The organism is Marinobacter subterrani (assembly GCF_001045555.1).
Classification (GTDB): Bacteria; Pseudomonadota; Gammaproteobacteria; order Pseudomonadales; family Oleiphilaceae; genus Marinobacter; species Marinobacter subterrani.
Genome location: NZ_LFBU01000001.1, coordinates 285,083 through 301,994, shown reverse-complemented (window position 1 = coordinate 301,994; position 16,912 = coordinate 285,083). Strand labels below are relative to the sequence as shown.

The window sequence follows — 16,912 nt, the reverse complement described above, 5'->3', positions numbered from 1 at the left end:
TTCAACCTGTGGATCAGCTTTTGGGTTTTGGGCTGCTTTCCGCCTTGCCGGGCACGGGCTCCTCAAACACTTTTCCTGCTCTGAGCGCTTCCAGGGCAGTGGAACAGAACTCACGGCGGTACAGTACGATGACCACCAGTGTGGAGGCCGCCATGAACACAACCGGATGGATAAACCAGCCTACCACGGCGAGCGCGTAATAATAGGATCGCAGCCCGAGGTTAAACGCATCACCGGCAAGATTGCAGATATTGCCAGCGCTGCGGGCAAACGCCTCCCTCCCCGCCGGGCTGGTTTTGGCGTCGTCCGGTGGCGGAGCACTGCCCACCATCACCGACACAAAATTGTACATCCGCATGGACCAGGTGAATTTGAAAAAGGCGTAGATAAACACCACCAGAAGCACCACCATTCTCAGCTCCCAGATTTCCCGGGTCGGCATCGTGCCGAACGGCATCGTGCTGAACACTTCCATGACTTCCCGGGTATAACCAAGCGCGGTGATGATACCGGCAAGGATCAAAAGACAGCTGGACGCGAAGAAAGCGCCGTTGCGCTCCAGATTACCGACGACCGAGGCGTCCGCAATCCGGTTTTCCCGCCGGAGCATGACCCGCATCCAGTCTTCCCGGTAAAGGTCGAGGGTATTGGACAAACAGGGGCGACTCGACGCTCTGCGCCTGGAATATTCGGTGTAACCAAGCCAGCAAACCAGGAACCAGAGTAACGCCATCAGTTCGAGTAGATTGCCCATTAACTGCCTTATGATCAAAAGTGTGAAACGCCGCGGGAAAAGCGAGTTTATGATACGCCACGGCCCTGCAAGCCACCACCGTCACAGATAGCCCGATAATCCAATGCCAGGCCAGGATGTGCTATAAACTGGCCATACAGGCACCGGGATCCTGGACCAGCAGGGTTCTGACTTTGCACCGTCAAAAGGGAGTTCACCGTGAACCTGTCCGCTTTCAAAACCAGCCTTTTCGCCATTGTCCTGGCAGTCACCCTCGGCGGTTGCACTGTCAATCCGGTCACCGGGGAGCAACAACTTTCGTTGATCGGTGAGGACCAGGAACTTGCCATGGGCGCGGAGCAGTATGTACCGACCCAGCAGACCCAGGGTGGCCAGTTCTATGTCGACCCTGAGTTGACCCTTTATGTGCGGGAGGTCGGCGAGAAAATGGCCGCCGTGAGTGACCGGCCAGACCTTCCGTATGAGTTCGTGGTACTTAACAGCAGTGTGCCCAATGCCTGGGCTCTGCCCGGGGGCAAGATTGCCATCAACCGGGGCCTGCTGACCAAGCTGGATGACGAGGCCCAACTGGCATCAGTACTGGGCCATGAGATTGTCCACGCGGCAGCACGGCACAGCGTGCAGCGCATGCAGAAAACCATGCTGATCAGCGCCGGTGTGGCGGGCCTCGGCTTTGCGCTATCGGACAATGAATGGGCCGGGCTGATCATGGGGGGGGCAGCTTTCGGTGCCCAGCTTGCGCTGGCCCAGTACAGCCAGAGCGATGAACTGGAATCCGATCACTACGGCATCCTTTACATGAAAGAAGCTGGCTACGACCCGACCGCGGCAGTGGAGCTTCAGCAGATTTTCCTGGAGTTATCCGAAGGCCAACAGTCCGGTTTTATCAATGGCCTGTTCGCCACCCACCCCCCCTCGGCTGAACGGGTTGAGGAAAACCGGCAACTGGTGCAGAAAATCGGGGCCGGTGGCTACCGGGGCAAAGAAGTCTTCGACCGGAAAATGGCCAAACTCCGCTCTCTGCAGCCGGCCTATGATGCCCATGACAAGGCCCTCGAACTGGCCGCCAAAGACAAGCTCGACGCAGCACTGGACAAGGTGAATGAGGCGATTCGACTGCTGCCCCGGGAGGCCATGTTCTACAGCCTGCGCGGCCGGATTTATCAGGGGCTGAAGCAGGAAGAAAAGGCAGCGGCTGATTTTGAAAAGGCGGTGGGCCTCTACCCCGAAATGTTCACCTACCGGCTGTACAACGGCCTGAATGCCCTGCAACTGAACAATCTGGCCAAGGCCCGGGAAAACCTGATCAAGGCCAACCAGACAGTACCCACATCCATTGCCTTCCTGCGTCTGGGCGATATCGCGGTCCGACAGAATAACCGTAATGATGCGATTGCCTACTACAGCAAGGCCGCGGAAGCCGGTGGTGACGTTGCCGAAGAGGCCAAACGGAAGCTGGCTGCCCTGATGCAGTAGCGTCGTATCGTCGTCCGCATTGACTTTTAGAGCAATAACTCTAAAAATCAGATGACATCAACAACCTTTGGACGACAGGCATGTTAGCGAAACGTATCCAGCCAATGGTTTTCCAGGCTCGCCGCCTATACGTGGAACTGATGTTCCAGGTGATGGGGCGGGCCCTGCAGGCGGTCAGTGAGGTAGACGAAAACGTCCGTACGGAAGCTCGGGCACTGCCCGACGGTTTTCTGTTTGAAATGATGGTGATGCCGGATGGCGCCCGGCTGATTGTCGAGCACACCGGCCAGGGCCGTTTTCACTATCACGGAAGTTCCGCCCCTCGCCCGGTGGACCTCTCCATCCAGTTCAAGCACATCGCCCACGCTTTTCTGGTGCTGTCCTTCCAGGAAAAAACCTCGGTGGCGTTCGCCAATGACCGCATGGTGGTGGATGGCGACATCAGCTACGCCGTGCGCATGACGCGGGTGCTGAACCGGCTCGAAACCTTCATTCTGCCAAAACTGGTCGCCCGGCGTGCGGTGAAGGAATACCCGGCAGATCTGCACCTGCCGGAGAAACTGATCAGCGCCGCGCGCATTTACCTGAAAGTTGCCACCAATTTCATCGAGACAGCGAGAGCGTAATGACCAACAAATACTATGAGTTCTTCTGCCCGGTAAAAGTGATTGCCGGCAAGGCCGCCCTTGAGCATATCCCCTACGAGCTGACCGGCATGGGCGCCAAACGGCCGATGATTGTGACCGACAAGGGCGTTCGCGCGGCCGGTCTGCTGGAACCGGTGATTGCGGCCTGCGAGGAACGCGGCCTGGAAATCACCACCATCTACGATGACGTGCCGCCCGACTCCTCCACTACTGTGGTGCGCGACATTGCGGGTATCTACCGGCAGGAAAAATGCGATTCCATCATTGCCGTGGGCGGTGGATCGGCGATCGATACCGGCAAAGCAGTCAACATTCTGGTCTCCGAGGGCGGTGACAATATTGCAAAATACAGCGGCGCCGGCGTACTCAAGCACCCGCTGAAACCGTTTTTTGTGGTGCCTACAACCGCCGGCACCGGCTCCGAGGTAACGTCGGTTGCGGTTATCACGGATGAAGCCAAGGGCGTCAAGTTGCCATTCACCTCGTCATTCCTGCTGCCGAACGCCGCCATCATTGACCCCAGGATGACGCTCACGCTGCCACCCCATATCACCGCAGCAACCGCCATGGACGCCATGACCCATGCAACCGAAGCCTTCACCTGCATGGCCAAGAACCCTTTGAGTGATGCCTACGCCACCGCGGCCATCAAAAAGATCAGCCATTCCCTGCTGTCTGTCATGGACAATCCGAAAGACAGCGATGGCCGGCTGGAACTTGCCCAGGCCTCTACCATGGCCGGCATTGCCTTCTCCAACTCCATGGTCGGTCTGGTGCATGCTCTCGGACATGCCACCGGGGCCATCTGCCATCTGCCCCATGGGTTGTGCATGAGCCTGTACCTGCCCTACGTGCTGGAATACAACCTGGAATCTATCCGGGACCCTCTGGGCGAGCTGTTGCTGTATCTGGAAGGCCCGGAAGTCTTCGCTGCCACGCCGGCAAGCCGACGGGCCGAGGCCAGCATCTCCGCGATCCGGAAGCTGCGGGACGCCCTGTACAAGCGCTGCCAACTGCCGCGAACCCTGAAGGAAACCGGAAAAGTCACCGAGGCGCAGTTGGACTCTATTGCTGAAATGGCACTGGATGACGGTTCCATCATGTTCAACCCGAAGGAGGTAAGCCTGGAGGATGCCCGCGCGGTACTGCGTCGCGCCTGGGCCTGAACGCTACTCCTGCGAGGGGCCCCGGTTCGCGGAGTCCCCTCGCCGGATTTTCTGAACATAGAAACCAGATCATTGAAATTGACCGATAAAGAAGGGACAATTGGAACTTCTGGCAGGGATCTTAGCCGGGTTCGTTACTCAACCTACAGCACTACTCCGTAGAGAGCCCTTCCGCATGACAAACCGACGATTCTGCCGGCTTCCCTCCGTACTGAGTGCTCTGCTCCTCGCGTTGACCCCCCTGGTCTCGGGGAATGCCAGCGCTCAGGAAAAAAAGGTATTCCACTTCAACATTTCACCCAATGGCTATCCGCCTTACCTGATTGTTGACCAGAATTCCCCGTCGGGAATCATGTGGGATGTGGTTTCACGGATCGCAGAAAGGCTCGGCTACAGCGTGGTCGCCGAGCGCGTCCCCCGGAAGCGGGTCGATCAGATGCTGCTCGACGATTACATTGATGGCACCCCCCGGGCCAGAGAGTGGACCGAGCATGCGGAAAAGTTTATCTTCACCGACCCGGTAGTCAAGATCGAGGAGGTGTTCTTCTCACCTGAAAACTCGGGGTTCAGGTACGAGACGCCCGAGGATCTCTTCTCGAAGACCATCGTTACCCACCTCGGCTACCACTACCCGAAACTGGAACCCTATTTCACCGCCGGCAAGATACGCCGCTTTGACGTCTCACGGGACCGGGACATGTTTACCTTTGTGCTTCATGGCGAGCGGTTCGATGCCGCCGTTGCGGACAAACTGGTTGGCAGGTGGATTCTGCGCAACGAGGACTTGCAGGACGAATTCCGGTCCTCCGATAAAGGCATCAGCGAGTACGGCTTCCGGATTATGCTGAGACCCGACTGGCAATCCTTCGCCCGTGGTTTCAATGCCGAACTGGCCCGCATGAAGGAAAACGGAGAGCTTGAGGCCATTCTGGCCAACTATCGGTAGTGTACAACCTCAAACGCCTGGAGATTATTCCAGACGTCTCAGCAGCAGCATCGGCGACACACTCAGAACCGGACGCAGCTGCCATCGGCCAAACAGGGCCAGCACGATTGCGCTGATCAGCGGTATCGGCAACACAACATGCCAGTGCCACTGGAAAGCACCCCCGAACATCCTGAACTGCAGGGCCCAGACGGCGGCCTCGGCGGCGGCCACTCCCAGTAGCCCGGCGAAGCCACCCAGCAAGGCGAACTCGAGCATGGTGCTGCGAACCAGCAGGCTTTGCCGGCCGCCCAGGGTACGCAGCAACGCACCTTCCCGCTGCCGGTCCCGGAGCGTGGCGCTGACCACTGCCGCCATTACCACCAGTGCGGCGGCAAGAATCAGTGCCAGAATGGCTTCGATCGCCTGGGTAACCTGCCGGACAATCTCCTGAATACGGTCGATGATGTTGTCGATTTCCAGCACAGAGACGGTCGGGAAGCGCCGAGAGAACTCATTCAGGGCATTTTTCTTGTCTCTCGGGAGATAGAAGCTGGTAATCCAGGTGGCCGGCATATCGGTCAGGCCGCCCCCCGGCGGGAACGCCATGTAGAAGTTCGGCTTCATGCTGTCCCACTGAACGGTACGAATGCTGGTCACGGTTTCGGTGATTTTTTCCGCGCCGATGGTAAAGGTCAGCTTATCCCCCAGCGCCAGGCCAAGCTTGCCCGCCAGATCCGCCTCAACGGATACGCCGTTTTGCTGCCCGGGGCTGAACCAGTTGCCCTCAACGATCCGGTTATCCTCGGGCAATTCCGACATCCAGGTGAGGTTCAGTTCACGATTGAGAGCATTAATGCGTTCATCCTTGCTGACCGCTTCCTTGACCGGCTGACCATTGAGTTCCGTGAGGCGGCCTCGCACCATGGGGTAGAGCTTGTCCAGGGGCTGGCCATGCTCCTGCCAGAAGGCGTCGATGTCATCAACGGCATCGGGTGCAATGTTGATCAGGAAGTGGTTAGGCGCGTCCTCCGGCAACTGGGCCTGCCAGTCGGCAAGCAGGGAGGTCCGGACCAGAATGAGCGTAGCCGCCAGCATCAGGGTCATCGCAAAGACCGCAATCTGCGACATACTGGCCCTGCGGTGGCGGTAAAGCCCGACCAGCGCCAGGCGCCAGGCGTTGCCGCCGCCACGAACCTTGCGCAAGGTGGCCACGAGCAACCACCCAACCAGCCCGAGCGCTCCCAGCAACAGAGCCAGACCACCCAGCAGAGACACCACCAGCGCCAACTCGCCAGCGTACAGCCAGACCAGTCCGAAAACCGCAACGATGGCAATAACGAGATCCGGCAGGGCCTCCCGACCGGTTTCCCCCGGTTGGCTTCGCAATACCCGCATGGCGGGCACATGCCGGAGCCGCCGCACCGGGGGGTAGGCGAACGCAAACAGCGACACCAAGGCCGTTAACAACGCCGGCAACAGGGCCGAGGGATCAAGCTGGAAATCCACCGGGCGCGCCAATACCTCGCTGAGCATTCGGGTCAGCAACCAGAACAACGGCAATGCCACCAGAAGCCCGCCGATAATACCCGTCACCCCCCAAAGCGCCAGCCGCCTGAGATACAGCCCGCCAATACCGGCACCACTCAGGCCAAGGGTTTTCAACAGGGCCACGGTATCGCGCTGGGCCAGGGCGTATTGCCGGCTGGCTACCGCCACGGCAACTGCCGCGAGTAGCACTGCCAGGCTGCCACCCAGCAACAGGAAACGTTCGGCTCGCTCAAGCGACTGGGAGAAGGTCTCGCCATCGCGCACCCCCTCCCATTCATGGCTGGGCTCCAGGCGCGGCTTCAGCCACTGGTAATACGACTCGAGCGCATCCTGCTCACCGGCGAAGAGATAAACGTACTCCACCCGACTGCCTTCCTGGATCACCCCTGTGGACGTCACATCGTCCACATGCATCATCACCCGGGGCGCCAACGATGAAAGGCGGAATCCGCCGTCCGGCTCGCGAATCAGGAGCCCGGATACAGTCAGGCTGCGGCTTCCCACTTCCAGGCTGTCACCAACGTCCAGCCCAAGGAGACTTAACAGGCGGGGATTAATCCAGACTTCACCCGGGGCCGGGCCCTGCTGTACCAGCTTCCTGGGCGCGTCCGGATTCTGCTGGATCTCTATATCGCCTCGCAGGGGGTACTCGTTACTCACCGCCTTGACCGACACGAGCTGGAAGTTATCGGCGCCGAACACCATCGTGGAGAATTCGACCATACGGCCGGTTTCCAGCCCCAACTCCCTTGCATGGACCAGCCAGGATTCCGCTATCGGCCGACCATTCTCCGCCTCAAGTTGCCGGTCCGCGGCCAGGAAGGAGCTGGCCGAGGTCACCAGGGTGCGCTGCAACTGGCTGGCGAAAAGCGCAATGGTGGCAACGGTGGCAACCGCTATGATCAGCGCCGCCAGGACAACTCGAACGTCCCGCTCCCGCCAGTCGCGGCGGACAGACATCAGTTTCTTTGCAGCAGCCATCAGTGGGCAAGCTCCCGGGCAACGTCCGGCTCTGTCAGTACCCCGGCCTCGATCTGGAACTGTCGGCTGCAGCGAGCAGCCAACTGCTCATCGTGGGTCACCATCACCAATGTGGTGCCCTGTTCCCGGTTCAGCGCCATCAGCAAGTCGGAAATGGCCTGGCCAGTGCGGTTATCCAGGTTACCCGTGGGTTCGTCGGCAAACAGGATCAGAGGCTCCGAGGCGAATGCCCGGGCGATCGCCACGCGCTGCTGCTCACCGCCAGAGAGCTGCCGCGGGGTATGCGTCAGGCGCTCACCCAGCCCCACTCGCTCCAGCAGTTCCCGGGCGCGTTTCTCCGGCGCTTCCAGGCCCGCCAACTCCAGCGGCAGCATCACATTCTCCAGGGCCGTCAGCGCTGGCAGCAGTTGGAACGACTGAAACACAAAGCCGACCCGGTGGGCCCGGAGCTTTGCCCGCTCGTCCTCACTGAGCGAGCTGATAACCGAGCCGTCCAGTTCAACCGTACCGTCACTTGGTGTATCAAGACCCGCCAGCAAGCCGAGCAGCGTGGTTTTACCGGATCCTGAACGCCCGACAATGGCTACGGATTCTCCCCGATTGATTTCCAGATTGACCCCCTGCAAGATCGTCAGCGTATCGGTTTCTACGCTGACCCGGTGAGTCAGGTTTTCGACCCGTAACATGGGGCCATGGTTATCCGGGCTAACATCGGTCATCTGGTTCACGGAATCTCCCGATCCTGGGTTCTGAACATTTGCTAAGGGTGAAATGGCTTTTTTATGCATACGGCATTGGTGTACGTCAGATCAATCCTTTTTCTTGCGGCGACTCTGCTGGCGCTGCCGGCAATGGCCAGCCAGAACACGCTGCTGGTTGTGGGAGACAGCCTGAGCGCGGCTCATGGCGTACCAGCCGAGACTGCCTGGGTGCAGTTGCTGCGTGAGCGCCTCCAGAACCAGGGGCCGGCGGGCTGGGAAGTGGTCAATGCCAGCATCGGTGGAGAAACCACTGACGGCGGCGCCCGCCGACTGCCCGAGTTGCTCAGGGAGAACGACCCCGAGGTGGTCATTATCGAGCTGGGCGGCAATGACGGCCTGCGGGGCTTTCCACCCGATGTTATTGAATCCAACCTCGCCTCCATGATCGAACAGATCCAGGCCTCCGGCGCCCGCGCCGTGCTGGTGGGCATGCAGATCCCGCCGAACTACGGCCAGCGCTATACCGAGATGTTCGCGGAAATCTACCCGAAGCTGTCAGACCGCTATGACGTTGCCCTGGTTCCCTTCTTTCTTGCGGGTATCTATAACCAGGACGGGCTCATGCAGGACGATGGCATTCACCCCACGGAGCAAGCCCAGCCAAAGCTGCTTGAGAATGTCTGGCCGGTGATCCGCCCCATACTTAAACAATGATACTTCTCAGGCAATCGCCTGCAGGAACGCCAGGGCTCGCCGCTCAGACCAGTAGAAGCCATCCCGGGCGTGCTCGACAAAGCCGACGTGTCCGCCCCAGCGGGGGGCTTCCAGCCGGACATGGGAGCCGAGTATGCGGCGCGATTCAGGGAAGCACCGGGGCGACAGGAAGGGGTCATCCGCGGCGTTCACCATCAGCGCGGGCACCCGGATATCGTTCAGCCGGCCAAGCGCCGAACATCGGGCCCAGTAGTCCCGGGCATCCCTGAAACCGTGCAGCGGTGCCGTATAGCGATTATCGAATTGATGAAAGCTGCGGATCGAATCAAAACCGGAAACATCAATCAGGTCCGGGAATTTTTCTGCTTTTTCCTCCATCTTCACCCTGAGATCCCGCAAAAACCTCTGCATGTAGATCTTCCGGCTGGGCAGTGCCAGCATGTCGGCGCTGCCGGCAAGGTCGCAGGGCACCGAATAGGCAACGGCACCGCAGATGCGGCTGTCCACCCGCTCGCCCTGTTCACCCAGATAGAGCAGCGTGAGGTTGCCGCCCATGCTGAAACCTGACATGAACAATGCACTGTAGGCACCTGCCAAACAACGATTAACCACCAGGCCCAGGTCTTCTGTCGCGCCACTGTGATAGAACCTTGGCTGGCGGTTCATTACGCCGCCGCAGGACCGAAAATTCCACGCCAGAACATCCCAGCCCTCACGCAACAGCGCCCGGGTGAGACCCAACACATAGGGCCGGCGACTGTGACCTTCCAGCCCGTGAGACACAATGGCCAGCCGGCTGCTGCCCTGCCGGTACCAGTCCAGATGCAGTTCGTCGTTATCCGGCGTCGGCAGGATTTCGGTCTCCGGCTCTACCATCGGCACCCGGCGAAACAGCGTAGGCCAGACGGACTGAACATGGCCGTTACGCAACCAGGGCGGCGGTCGGTAGTGAAGGACGTTGCTTTCGTACAATTTTTAGCCTTTTATTTCAGGGGGTTGACCCTGCATAGCAAAGCGCTTAATATGCGCGCCGATTGATGCTGTTCCCCGATAGCTCAGTTGGTAGAGCAACGGACTGTTAATCCGTTTGTCGCTGGTTCGAGCCCAGCTCGGGGAGCCACTTATTCCGGAATGCCGCTGTTTCTTCTGAATCAGCGGCATTTTTCGTTTCCAGCCTCAGAAAACCTGCTCACGCTGCATGAACTCGGTCAGCACACGGAACAGGGTGAAACTATCCTCGGTTCCGACCAGTTCCCGAATGGAGTGCATCCCGAACTGCGGCACGCCAATATCCAGCGTGGTCACGCCAAGATTGCCCGCCGTCAGTGGCCCGATGGTACTGCCACAGCCCATGTCGCTCCGCACCACAAAGGTCTGGTGCGGCAGGCCCAGTTCGTCGCTGATGTGACGATACACGGCTGCTGACCGGCTGTTAGTGGCGTAGCGCTGGTTGTGGTTGACCTTGATGACCGGGCCATGGTTCAGAATCGGGCCGTGATTCTCATCGTGTTTGTCCATGTAGTTCGGGTGAACGCCATGGGCATTGTCGGCCGACACCATCATGGAGCGGGCAATCGCCCGGGCCTTTCCGGGACCGGCCCAGCGATCCAGAACGGCCGTCAGGAACGGGCCCTGGGCGCCTTCGGCCGACATGCTGCCGACCTCTTCATGGTCATTACACACCAGCAGCGCCGCCTCGTCGCCGGACGCTTTCAGCAGAGCCTGCAGGCCGATGTAACAGCTCAACAGGTTGTCCAGCCGCGCAGAGGCAATGAATTCATCCCGCAGACCCACGAAAGAAGCTGCCTGGGCATCGTAGAAACTCAGTTCGTAACCCAGCACCTTCCGGATACTGAGGCCCGATTCGTCCTTGATCTGCTGTGACAGCAGATCAAGGAAACTGGTCGTGTCACTCTCCGGCACCTGCATCAGTAAAGGCGGCAGGTCGGTCTGGGCGTTTACCGTGCGGTTGCTGTTGGCCTCCCGGTCCAGGTGGATGGCGAGGCTGGGAATAAACGCCACAGGCTTGCGGAAATCCACCAGGGTATCGCGAACCTTGTCGTCCTCATCCAGCACGGTAACCCGGCCCGCCAGCGAAAGATCACGATCAAACCAGGGGTTGAGCAGAACACCGCCGTAAACCTCGACACCCAACTGGAAAAACCCCTTGCGACGCAACTCGGGATTCGGCTTCACCTTCAGGCAGGGGCTGTCGGTATGAGCACCCACCATTCGGATTCCAGATGCCTTGACATCCTTGCCACCGGTGCGAAAAGCCACCATCGACGAGCCGTTGCGGATCACGTAATAGCCCTGGTTCGGCGCCAGAGTCCAGTCCTCGCGCTCATCCAAAGCCTGGAAGCCGGCGGCATCCAACCGTTGCTTCATGGTTGCCACGGCATGCCAGGGTGTGGGGGAGGTGGTCAGAAACTTCAGTAAATCTTTGTTGAATTCAGCGTGTTCCATGATGTCCCTGATTGAAAGATAATTGCTTCACCAGTATGGCATGAAGCCGCAAAGCCTCATACTGGGTCAACGGACATTCCCTATAACCGGATCACAAATCCACCACCACCGGGAGCCCACTGTGCCTGCACCGAGATTTCTCGACATCGAATATTGCCAGACCGACGACACCCTGTTCCCGACCGCCATGGCCTGGTCGCTGGAAGACGGCCGCATGAAAACCGTGGTGATCGCGCCGTCCGACGACTGGCTTCCGGAAGACGGCGACCTGGGCGATATCGACCTGCTTTACCTTGAGGAACAGGGCGTGCCCCTGATCGAGCTCACCCGGGAACTGCACCAGGATCTGCCCGACCAGACCGTATACGTAGACGGCCTGGACCCGGACGAGATCTTGATAGACCTGATTTTCACCGCAGTGGACCAGGAAGCCCCCTTCGAAATCGCCCCGATCAGCGAACTTATCACCGGGCTGGACAGCGAAACCCTGGAAGACCGACGCCGCCAGTTGCTGTTCGAGGAAACCCTGGAACCCCAACTGCCGGAAAACGGCGTCTATGCCCTGCTCCTGATGGCGCGCGAAGAAGGACTGTTCGACGAAGACCTCTGACCAGCTGAATGGGCACAGGGAAGTGTGACACGGGTCGACGTAACAAACGGTTACGCAAGGCAGAATCAGGCCGTATTCGCCCACGTCAGGAAGCCCGATAACAATGAACAAGGTTGTGCGAACGCTTTTAACCACCGCGCTGGCCCCCGCCCTGATTCTCGCCTCCCAGGCTACCCTGGCCGAGGAAGCCCCCAGGTCGGACAAACACTACATCAGCCTGATGGTGACCTCCTTCAACCACCGGTCCGTCGGCGAAGATGCCAATGAAAGCGCCTGGGGCACCGGCGGCACGCTTGTGGTGGGCGGCCACCTGAACGACCTGTTCCATGCCGAGCTCCGGGCCGGGGGCGGCTTCAAGGATGCCGACGTCCCGCGAAGTGATCTCACCCTCGCGGTCGACTACTATGCCAGCTGGTACATGGGCCTGCACTACCCCATCACCGACTACGCCAACCTCTACGGTCAGTTCGGTTTCTCGTATATCCACGGCGAAGGTGACATCAGCGACCCTGACAATAATCGCAACAAGCCCTTCCTCGACCTGGAAGGCGAATTCCCTGAGAGTGGCTTCAGTGTGAGCTGGCTCGCTGGCCTGGATTTTGAAGTGATGGACGACACCTACCTGGTGTTTGAAGGCGGGAAGCTGTTCAAGGACACCGGCTCGGATGTGAATACATTCCAGTTCTCTGGCGGCGTGCGCTACGAGTTCTGATAAAGCATCAGCACCATCAAGAAGTAGCCCGGATTGAATGTAGGTCGGACTAGCGAAGCGTAATCCGACAAAACATCACCGGCATTGGGTATCACCAGATTGTCGGAGTACGCTTCGCTAATCCGCCCTACTATTCGATACCCGTTAAGCCTTGTGGCGAATATGCCAGCACCGGTGGATCCTCGCGTTGCGCTGGAAATCCTTGTCGAGGGTATCCCGGGTGACCTCGGCTATTTCAAACTCACCTTCAAGCGCCTCTTCCAGCTTGAACCGCCGGAAATTGTTGGAAAAGATCAGCAAGCCGTCGGAACTCAACCGCGCCATGGCCTGCCTGACCAGCGCCGGGTGGTCCTTCTGGATATCCAGCACCCCGGCCATCCTCGCTGAGTTCGAGAAGGTGGGCGGATCCATGAAAATCAGATCAAAACGCTGGTCGGCGGTCGATCGGTCCGCCAGCCAAGCCAGGCAATCGGCCTGCTCTACGCGATGCTTCTTTGGATCCGCCCGGTTCAGCGCGAGATTATCCTCGGCCCAGCTGACGTAGGTCTTCGACATGTCCAGGCTCAGTGAACGGCTGGCACCACCCACTGCAGCGTGTACCGTCGCAGCGCCTGTGTAACAGAACAGGTTCAGGAACCGCTTGTTGGCCGCATGCTGCTGAATCCAGTGCCTTACCGGGCGATGGTCCAGGAACAACCCGGTATCCAGATAGTCCTTCAGGTTCACCTTGAGCACGCAGCCGTACTCGTGAACCCTGAAAAACTCACCACTTGCGGCCTGTTTCTCATACTGGCTGGTACCCGTCTGGCGCTGGCGCTGCTTGCACACCATATTCTCCCGCTCGATCCCCAGTGCTTCGGGGATAACCGACAGGGCTTCCGCCAGTCGTTCGCGGGCTGAGCGCTCGTCGATGGACTTTGGCGCAGCATACTCCTGAACGTGCACCCGCCCCTCGTAGATATCAATCGCCAGGGCAAACTCCGGCATGTCCGCATCGTACAGGCGGTAGCAACCGATATCCTGCTTTCTCGCCCACTGGCCAATGGTCTTCACGTTTTTCTTCAATCGGTTGCGCAACATGGCCGCACGTTCCTCGTTGGCAATACGAGGCGTCACCTCACCGGGAACATTGGGCTCCCGGGGCGTCATGACACTGGCATCATTGACCTCGAAAAGCAGCAACTGGGCGGGCAGCTTGCCGTTGAACAACCGGTACTGCTTGTAGCTGCGCAATCCAATGGATTTGCCAAACTCCGGCGCACCGGTGAACACGCCCAGGCGCCAGCCGGGCACAACCCGCTTAACGGCATCGCCGAGGGACTGATAGAGCGCACCCAGTTCCCTGCGTTCGCTCAGCCGCTCGCCGTAGGGCGGATTGGTGAGCACCAGCCCCCGCCCTGCCCAGTCACCTTCCAGTTGCAGGCTCTCTACCGGTCTCGCCTCGACGCGCACCAGGTCTTCCAGCCCTGCCCGCTGAATGTTCTTCCAGGCTGTAGCAATCACCCGGCTGTCCTGGTCAAACCCGGCAAACCTGGGAATGCGGTTCTGTTTACCCTCATGGGCGCGACGTTCCGCTTCCTGCCGGAGCGACAGCCAGAGGTCGGGCTGATGCCCCGGCCACTGTTCGAATCCGAACCGTTCCTGCTTCCGGCCAGGGGCCAGGTCCAGGGCCATCATGGCGGCCTCGATAACCAGCGTACCCGAACCACACATGGGGTCCACAAAATCACCACCGGCCGCACTGATCTCCGGCCAGCCCGAGCGCATCAACAGTGCCGCGGCCAGGTTCTCTTTCAGAGGCGCAATGCCCTGGTCCGTCCGGTAGCCCCGCATATGCAGGCTGTGGCCGCTGAGATCGATACCCAGAGCCAGCCGCCCCCGGTTAAGACGGGCCGATATGATGACATCGGGATTCTTGGCATCCACCGAAGGCCGCGGCCCGCCGTTGGCCTGGAACCGGTCGACGATGCCGTCCTTGACCCGCTGGGCGCCATACTGGGTGTTGCGGATCGCATCGTTCTGACCCAGGAAGGTCACCCGGAAGCTGCCATGCACCGGAATGTGCTGCTGCCAGTCCATGTGTACCACGCCGTCATAGAGCTCATCGCCACTGGTGGCGGCCACTTCATCAATATGCAGGATTACCCGGTTGGCCAGCCGCGACCAGAGACAGGTCCGGTAACCTCCCTCCAGGGGGCCCTCCACCCAGACCCCAGCCGGCGCGTTTCGAACCGTAGCCAGCCCAAACGTATTCAGCTCGTCTGCCAGGAGGTATTCAACCCCCTTCGGGCAGGTTACGAAAAAGACAGATTTGGACAAGATCAACTCCTGGTTCAATGGCGGCGTGGGGTAAGTTTGCGGAATGCCAGCTGTTCCTGAAATACGCTACGCATTCTTATTTCACATAACTATAAAAAAAGCGCCACATAGATGAAATAAATAGTGTACATCCCCGCGATGTTCGACTTACCTTGTAAGTGACGCGTCGTTCGGGAAGGTAACAAACCTCCCGTTAACAGGATCCTGACTGCTCTGGCTTGAGCTGACAATAGTGGGTTATCCCGGAGTGGATCTCCCTCTTCTCAGCCACCGCAGAAGTGTACACGCTTGTTCTGTTAATCCATCAGTGAGGAACGGCATGAAAAGACAGAAAAGAGACATGTACGCTCGTGCATTCAAGCGGGGTTATCTCGCTGGCGTGTCCGGTAAATCCAAAGACAGCTGCCCGCTCGAACAGGCGGAAGTCCGCCAGGAATGGTTGAACGGGTGGCGAGAAGGCCGCACAGATCAATGGGAGGGCATGACCGGCGTATCCGGCATTCACAGACTGGCCAACGTTACGACGGCGTGACGCCTGATCTAACCCCGAATCTTAATCTGATCTTTTTCTACACAATTTGACGCAGTAATCAGAGCAACCCAAACGGGGCCTCCCGCCCCGTAACATGCGATGAAGCGCCACGGGGTTCATTCCCCGCAAGGGCCCGCCAAGCGGGCCCACCTTCGTTCTGGGGCAACCGAATCTACTTCACCCGCCGAATAGCCTCCACCGCTTCCCTGATCAGTTCCGGCCCACGATAGATAAACCCGGTGTACACCTGTACCAGCTTCGCGCCCGCATGGATTTTCTCCGCAGCACTCTCACCATCTGTGATTCCACCCACGCCAATAATCGGCAGGGTTTCACCCAGCTCGGCGTAAAGCCCCCTGATGACTCTCAGGGAGGCCTCCCTGACCGGAGCTCCGCTGAGCCCGCCGGCTTCTTCGGCATGACGGTGACCGGCCACGGCATCACGACTGACCGTGGTGTTGGTGGCAATCACGCCGTCCAGTCCGGTGTCCCGCAGGGCAGCAGCGACAAAGCGGATGCCCTCATCATCCATGTCCGGGGCAATCTTCACGGCAACCGGCACATACCGACCATGTTGTGCTTCACATTTGAGCTGTTCATCCTTAATCGCCGCCAGCAGCTCTTTCAAAGAATCACCGAACTGCAGATCCCGTAGCCCGGGCGTGTTGGGCGACGAGACGTTCACCGTGATGTAATCCGCCCGTGTGTAAACAGCCGAAATCCCCTTCCGGTAATCCGACTCGGACTGGTCATTCGGCGTGTCCTTGTTCTTGCCCACATTGATTCCGAGCACGCCCCGGTAGCGACGACGATCCACTCGTGCCAGCAGATGCGCCAGCCCCTCATTATTAAAGCCCATCCGGTTAATGATGGCCTTATGCTCCGGCAACCTGAACATCCGTGGCTTCGGGTTACCGGGTTGCGCCAGCGGCGTGACTGTCCCCACCTCGATAAACCCGAACCCCAGATCGCCCAGCGCATCCAGGTGATCTGCGTTTTTGTCGAGACCTGCAGCCAGCCCCACCGGGTTCGGAAATTCCAGACCCATAACATTCACTGGCAATGAATCTATCTTTGGCGAAAAAGCGCTCAAAACGCCCAGCCGATGAGCAATATCAAGACCATTCAATGCAATATTATGAGCCTGTTCCGGCGGAAGGCGGAAAAGCAGGTTGCGGATAACGCCGTACATCTGAGAAAACTCCCTTCGTTCAAGAGGCCGGAGTATACCGGAAGTTTTCCACAGCATCCCGGGGCAAAACAAAATCAGCGCTAAATGACTGTATGATGGCAGTCTCGTGACCTTTTCCACGGAATCTGTGGATAACCCTGTTGAAAATCCCGGGGCAACGTGTGCC

At 59.2% G+C, this 16,912-nt stretch carries 15 protein-coding genes and 1 tRNA gene; 9 read left to right on the top strand and 7 right to left on the bottom strand.

The window, feature by feature from the left end; translation table 11 throughout:
* Positions 1–13 precede the first annotated feature (13 nt).
* Positions 14–754 (bottom strand): DUF599 domain-containing protein, encoded by a 741-nt coding sequence (locus msub_RS01485; RefSeq protein ID WP_048494384.1) that lies wholly within the window; start codon positions 752–754, stop codon positions 14–16.
* A 198-nt stretch (positions 755–952) separates the two neighbouring features.
* Between msub_RS01485 and msub_RS01480 the strand changes: the two genes are divergently transcribed.
* From msub_RS01480 to msub_RS01465, 4 genes are all read left to right on the top strand, one after another.
* A complete protein-coding gene (locus msub_RS01480) occupies positions 953–2,230 on the top strand; it encodes a M48 family metalloprotease (protein ID WP_048494383.1) in 1,278 nt (425 codons plus the stop codon).
* 80 nt (positions 2,231–2,310) lie between these two features.
* On the top strand, positions 2,311–2,856 hold the full coding sequence (locus msub_RS01475) for a hypothetical protein (RefSeq protein WP_048494382.1): 546 nt from the start codon (positions 2,311–2,313) through the stop codon (positions 2,854–2,856).
* Positions 2,856–4,043 carry an iron-containing alcohol dehydrogenase gene (locus tag msub_RS01470; protein ID WP_048494381.1) on the top strand — a complete coding sequence of 396 codons (1,188 nt, stop codon included), beginning with the start codon at positions 2,856–2,858 and terminating at the stop codon, positions 4,041–4,043. The genes msub_RS01475 and msub_RS01470 overlap by 1 nt, the downstream gene beginning before the upstream one ends.
* A gap of 175 nt (positions 4,044–4,218) precedes the next feature.
* Positions 4,219–4,989, top strand: coding sequence for a substrate-binding periplasmic protein (locus tag msub_RS01465; protein ID WP_048494380.1), 771 nt, complete (start codon positions 4,219–4,221; stop codon positions 4,987–4,989).
* A gap of 24 nt (positions 4,990–5,013) precedes the next feature.
* Here msub_RS01465 and msub_RS01460 read toward each other — a convergent pair whose 3' ends face one another.
* Complete coding sequence (locus msub_RS01460; RefSeq protein ID WP_048494379.1) at positions 5,014–7,500, bottom strand: ABC transporter permease; 2,487 nt, start codon at positions 7,498–7,500, stop codon at positions 5,014–5,016.
* Positions 7,500–8,219 (bottom strand): ABC transporter ATP-binding protein, encoded by a 720-nt coding sequence (locus msub_RS01455; protein ID WP_048494378.1) that lies wholly within the window; start codon positions 8,217–8,219, stop codon positions 7,500–7,502. The genes msub_RS01460 and msub_RS01455 overlap by 1 nt, the downstream gene beginning before the upstream one ends.
* A 63-nt stretch (positions 8,220–8,282) precedes the next feature.
* Between msub_RS01455 and msub_RS01450 the strand changes: the two genes are divergently transcribed.
* A complete protein-coding gene (locus msub_RS01450; RefSeq protein ID WP_048494377.1) occupies positions 8,283–8,915 on the top strand; it encodes an arylesterase in 633 nt (210 codons plus the stop codon).
* A gap of 6 nt (positions 8,916–8,921) precedes the next feature.
* On the opposite strand, the gene msub_RS01445 is transcribed toward msub_RS01450, so the two are convergent.
* On the bottom strand, positions 8,922–9,887 hold the full coding sequence (locus msub_RS01445) for a YheT family hydrolase (protein ID WP_048494376.1): 966 nt from the start codon (positions 9,885–9,887) through the stop codon (positions 8,922–8,924).
* 72 nt (positions 9,888–9,959) lie between these two features.
* Here msub_RS01445 and msub_RS01440 point away from each other — a divergent pair.
* Positions 9,960–10,035 (top strand) — tRNA-Asn (locus msub_RS01440).
* A 56-nt stretch (positions 10,036–10,091) separates the two neighbouring features.
* Here msub_RS01440 and msub_RS01435 read toward each other — a convergent pair.
* On the bottom strand, positions 10,092–11,381 hold the full coding sequence (locus tag msub_RS01435) for a M18 family aminopeptidase (protein ID WP_048494375.1): 1,290 nt from the start codon (positions 11,379–11,381) through the stop codon (positions 10,092–10,094).
* A gap of 121 nt (positions 11,382–11,502) precedes the next feature.
* Here msub_RS01435 and msub_RS01430 point away from each other — a divergent pair, with 121 nt between their 5' ends.
* Complete coding sequence (locus tag msub_RS01430) at positions 11,503–11,991, top strand: hypothetical protein (RefSeq protein ID WP_048494374.1); 489 nt, start codon at positions 11,503–11,505, stop codon at positions 11,989–11,991.
* Positions 11,992–12,094: 103 nt separating this feature from the next.
* Positions 12,095–12,703 (top strand): outer membrane beta-barrel protein, encoded by a 609-nt coding sequence (locus tag msub_RS01425; RefSeq protein ID WP_048494373.1) that lies wholly within the window; start codon positions 12,095–12,097, stop codon positions 12,701–12,703.
* A gap of 144 nt (positions 12,704–12,847) precedes the next feature.
* On the opposite strand, the gene rlmKL is transcribed toward msub_RS01425, so the two are convergent.
* Positions 12,848–15,022, bottom strand: a complete 2,175-nt coding sequence (gene rlmKL / locus msub_RS01420; RefSeq protein WP_048494372.1) for a bifunctional 23S rRNA (guanine(2069)-N(7))-methyltransferase RlmK/23S rRNA (guanine(2445)-N(2))-methyltransferase RlmL — start codon at positions 15,020–15,022, stop codon at positions 12,848–12,850.
* A gap of 319 nt (positions 15,023–15,341) precedes the next feature.
* On the opposite strand from rlmKL, the gene rmf reads away from it, so the two are divergent.
* Positions 15,342–15,554 (top strand): ribosome modulation factor, encoded by a 213-nt coding sequence (rmf, locus tag msub_RS01415; RefSeq protein WP_048494371.1) that lies wholly within the window; start codon positions 15,342–15,344, stop codon positions 15,552–15,554.
* Between the two features lie 172 nt (positions 15,555–15,726).
* On the opposite strand, the gene msub_RS01410 is transcribed toward rmf, so the two are convergent.
* Complete coding sequence (locus msub_RS01410) at positions 15,727–16,746, bottom strand: quinone-dependent dihydroorotate dehydrogenase (RefSeq protein WP_048494370.1); 1,020 nt, start codon at positions 16,744–16,746, stop codon at positions 15,727–15,729.
* Positions 16,747–16,912: the final 166 nt, after the last annotated feature.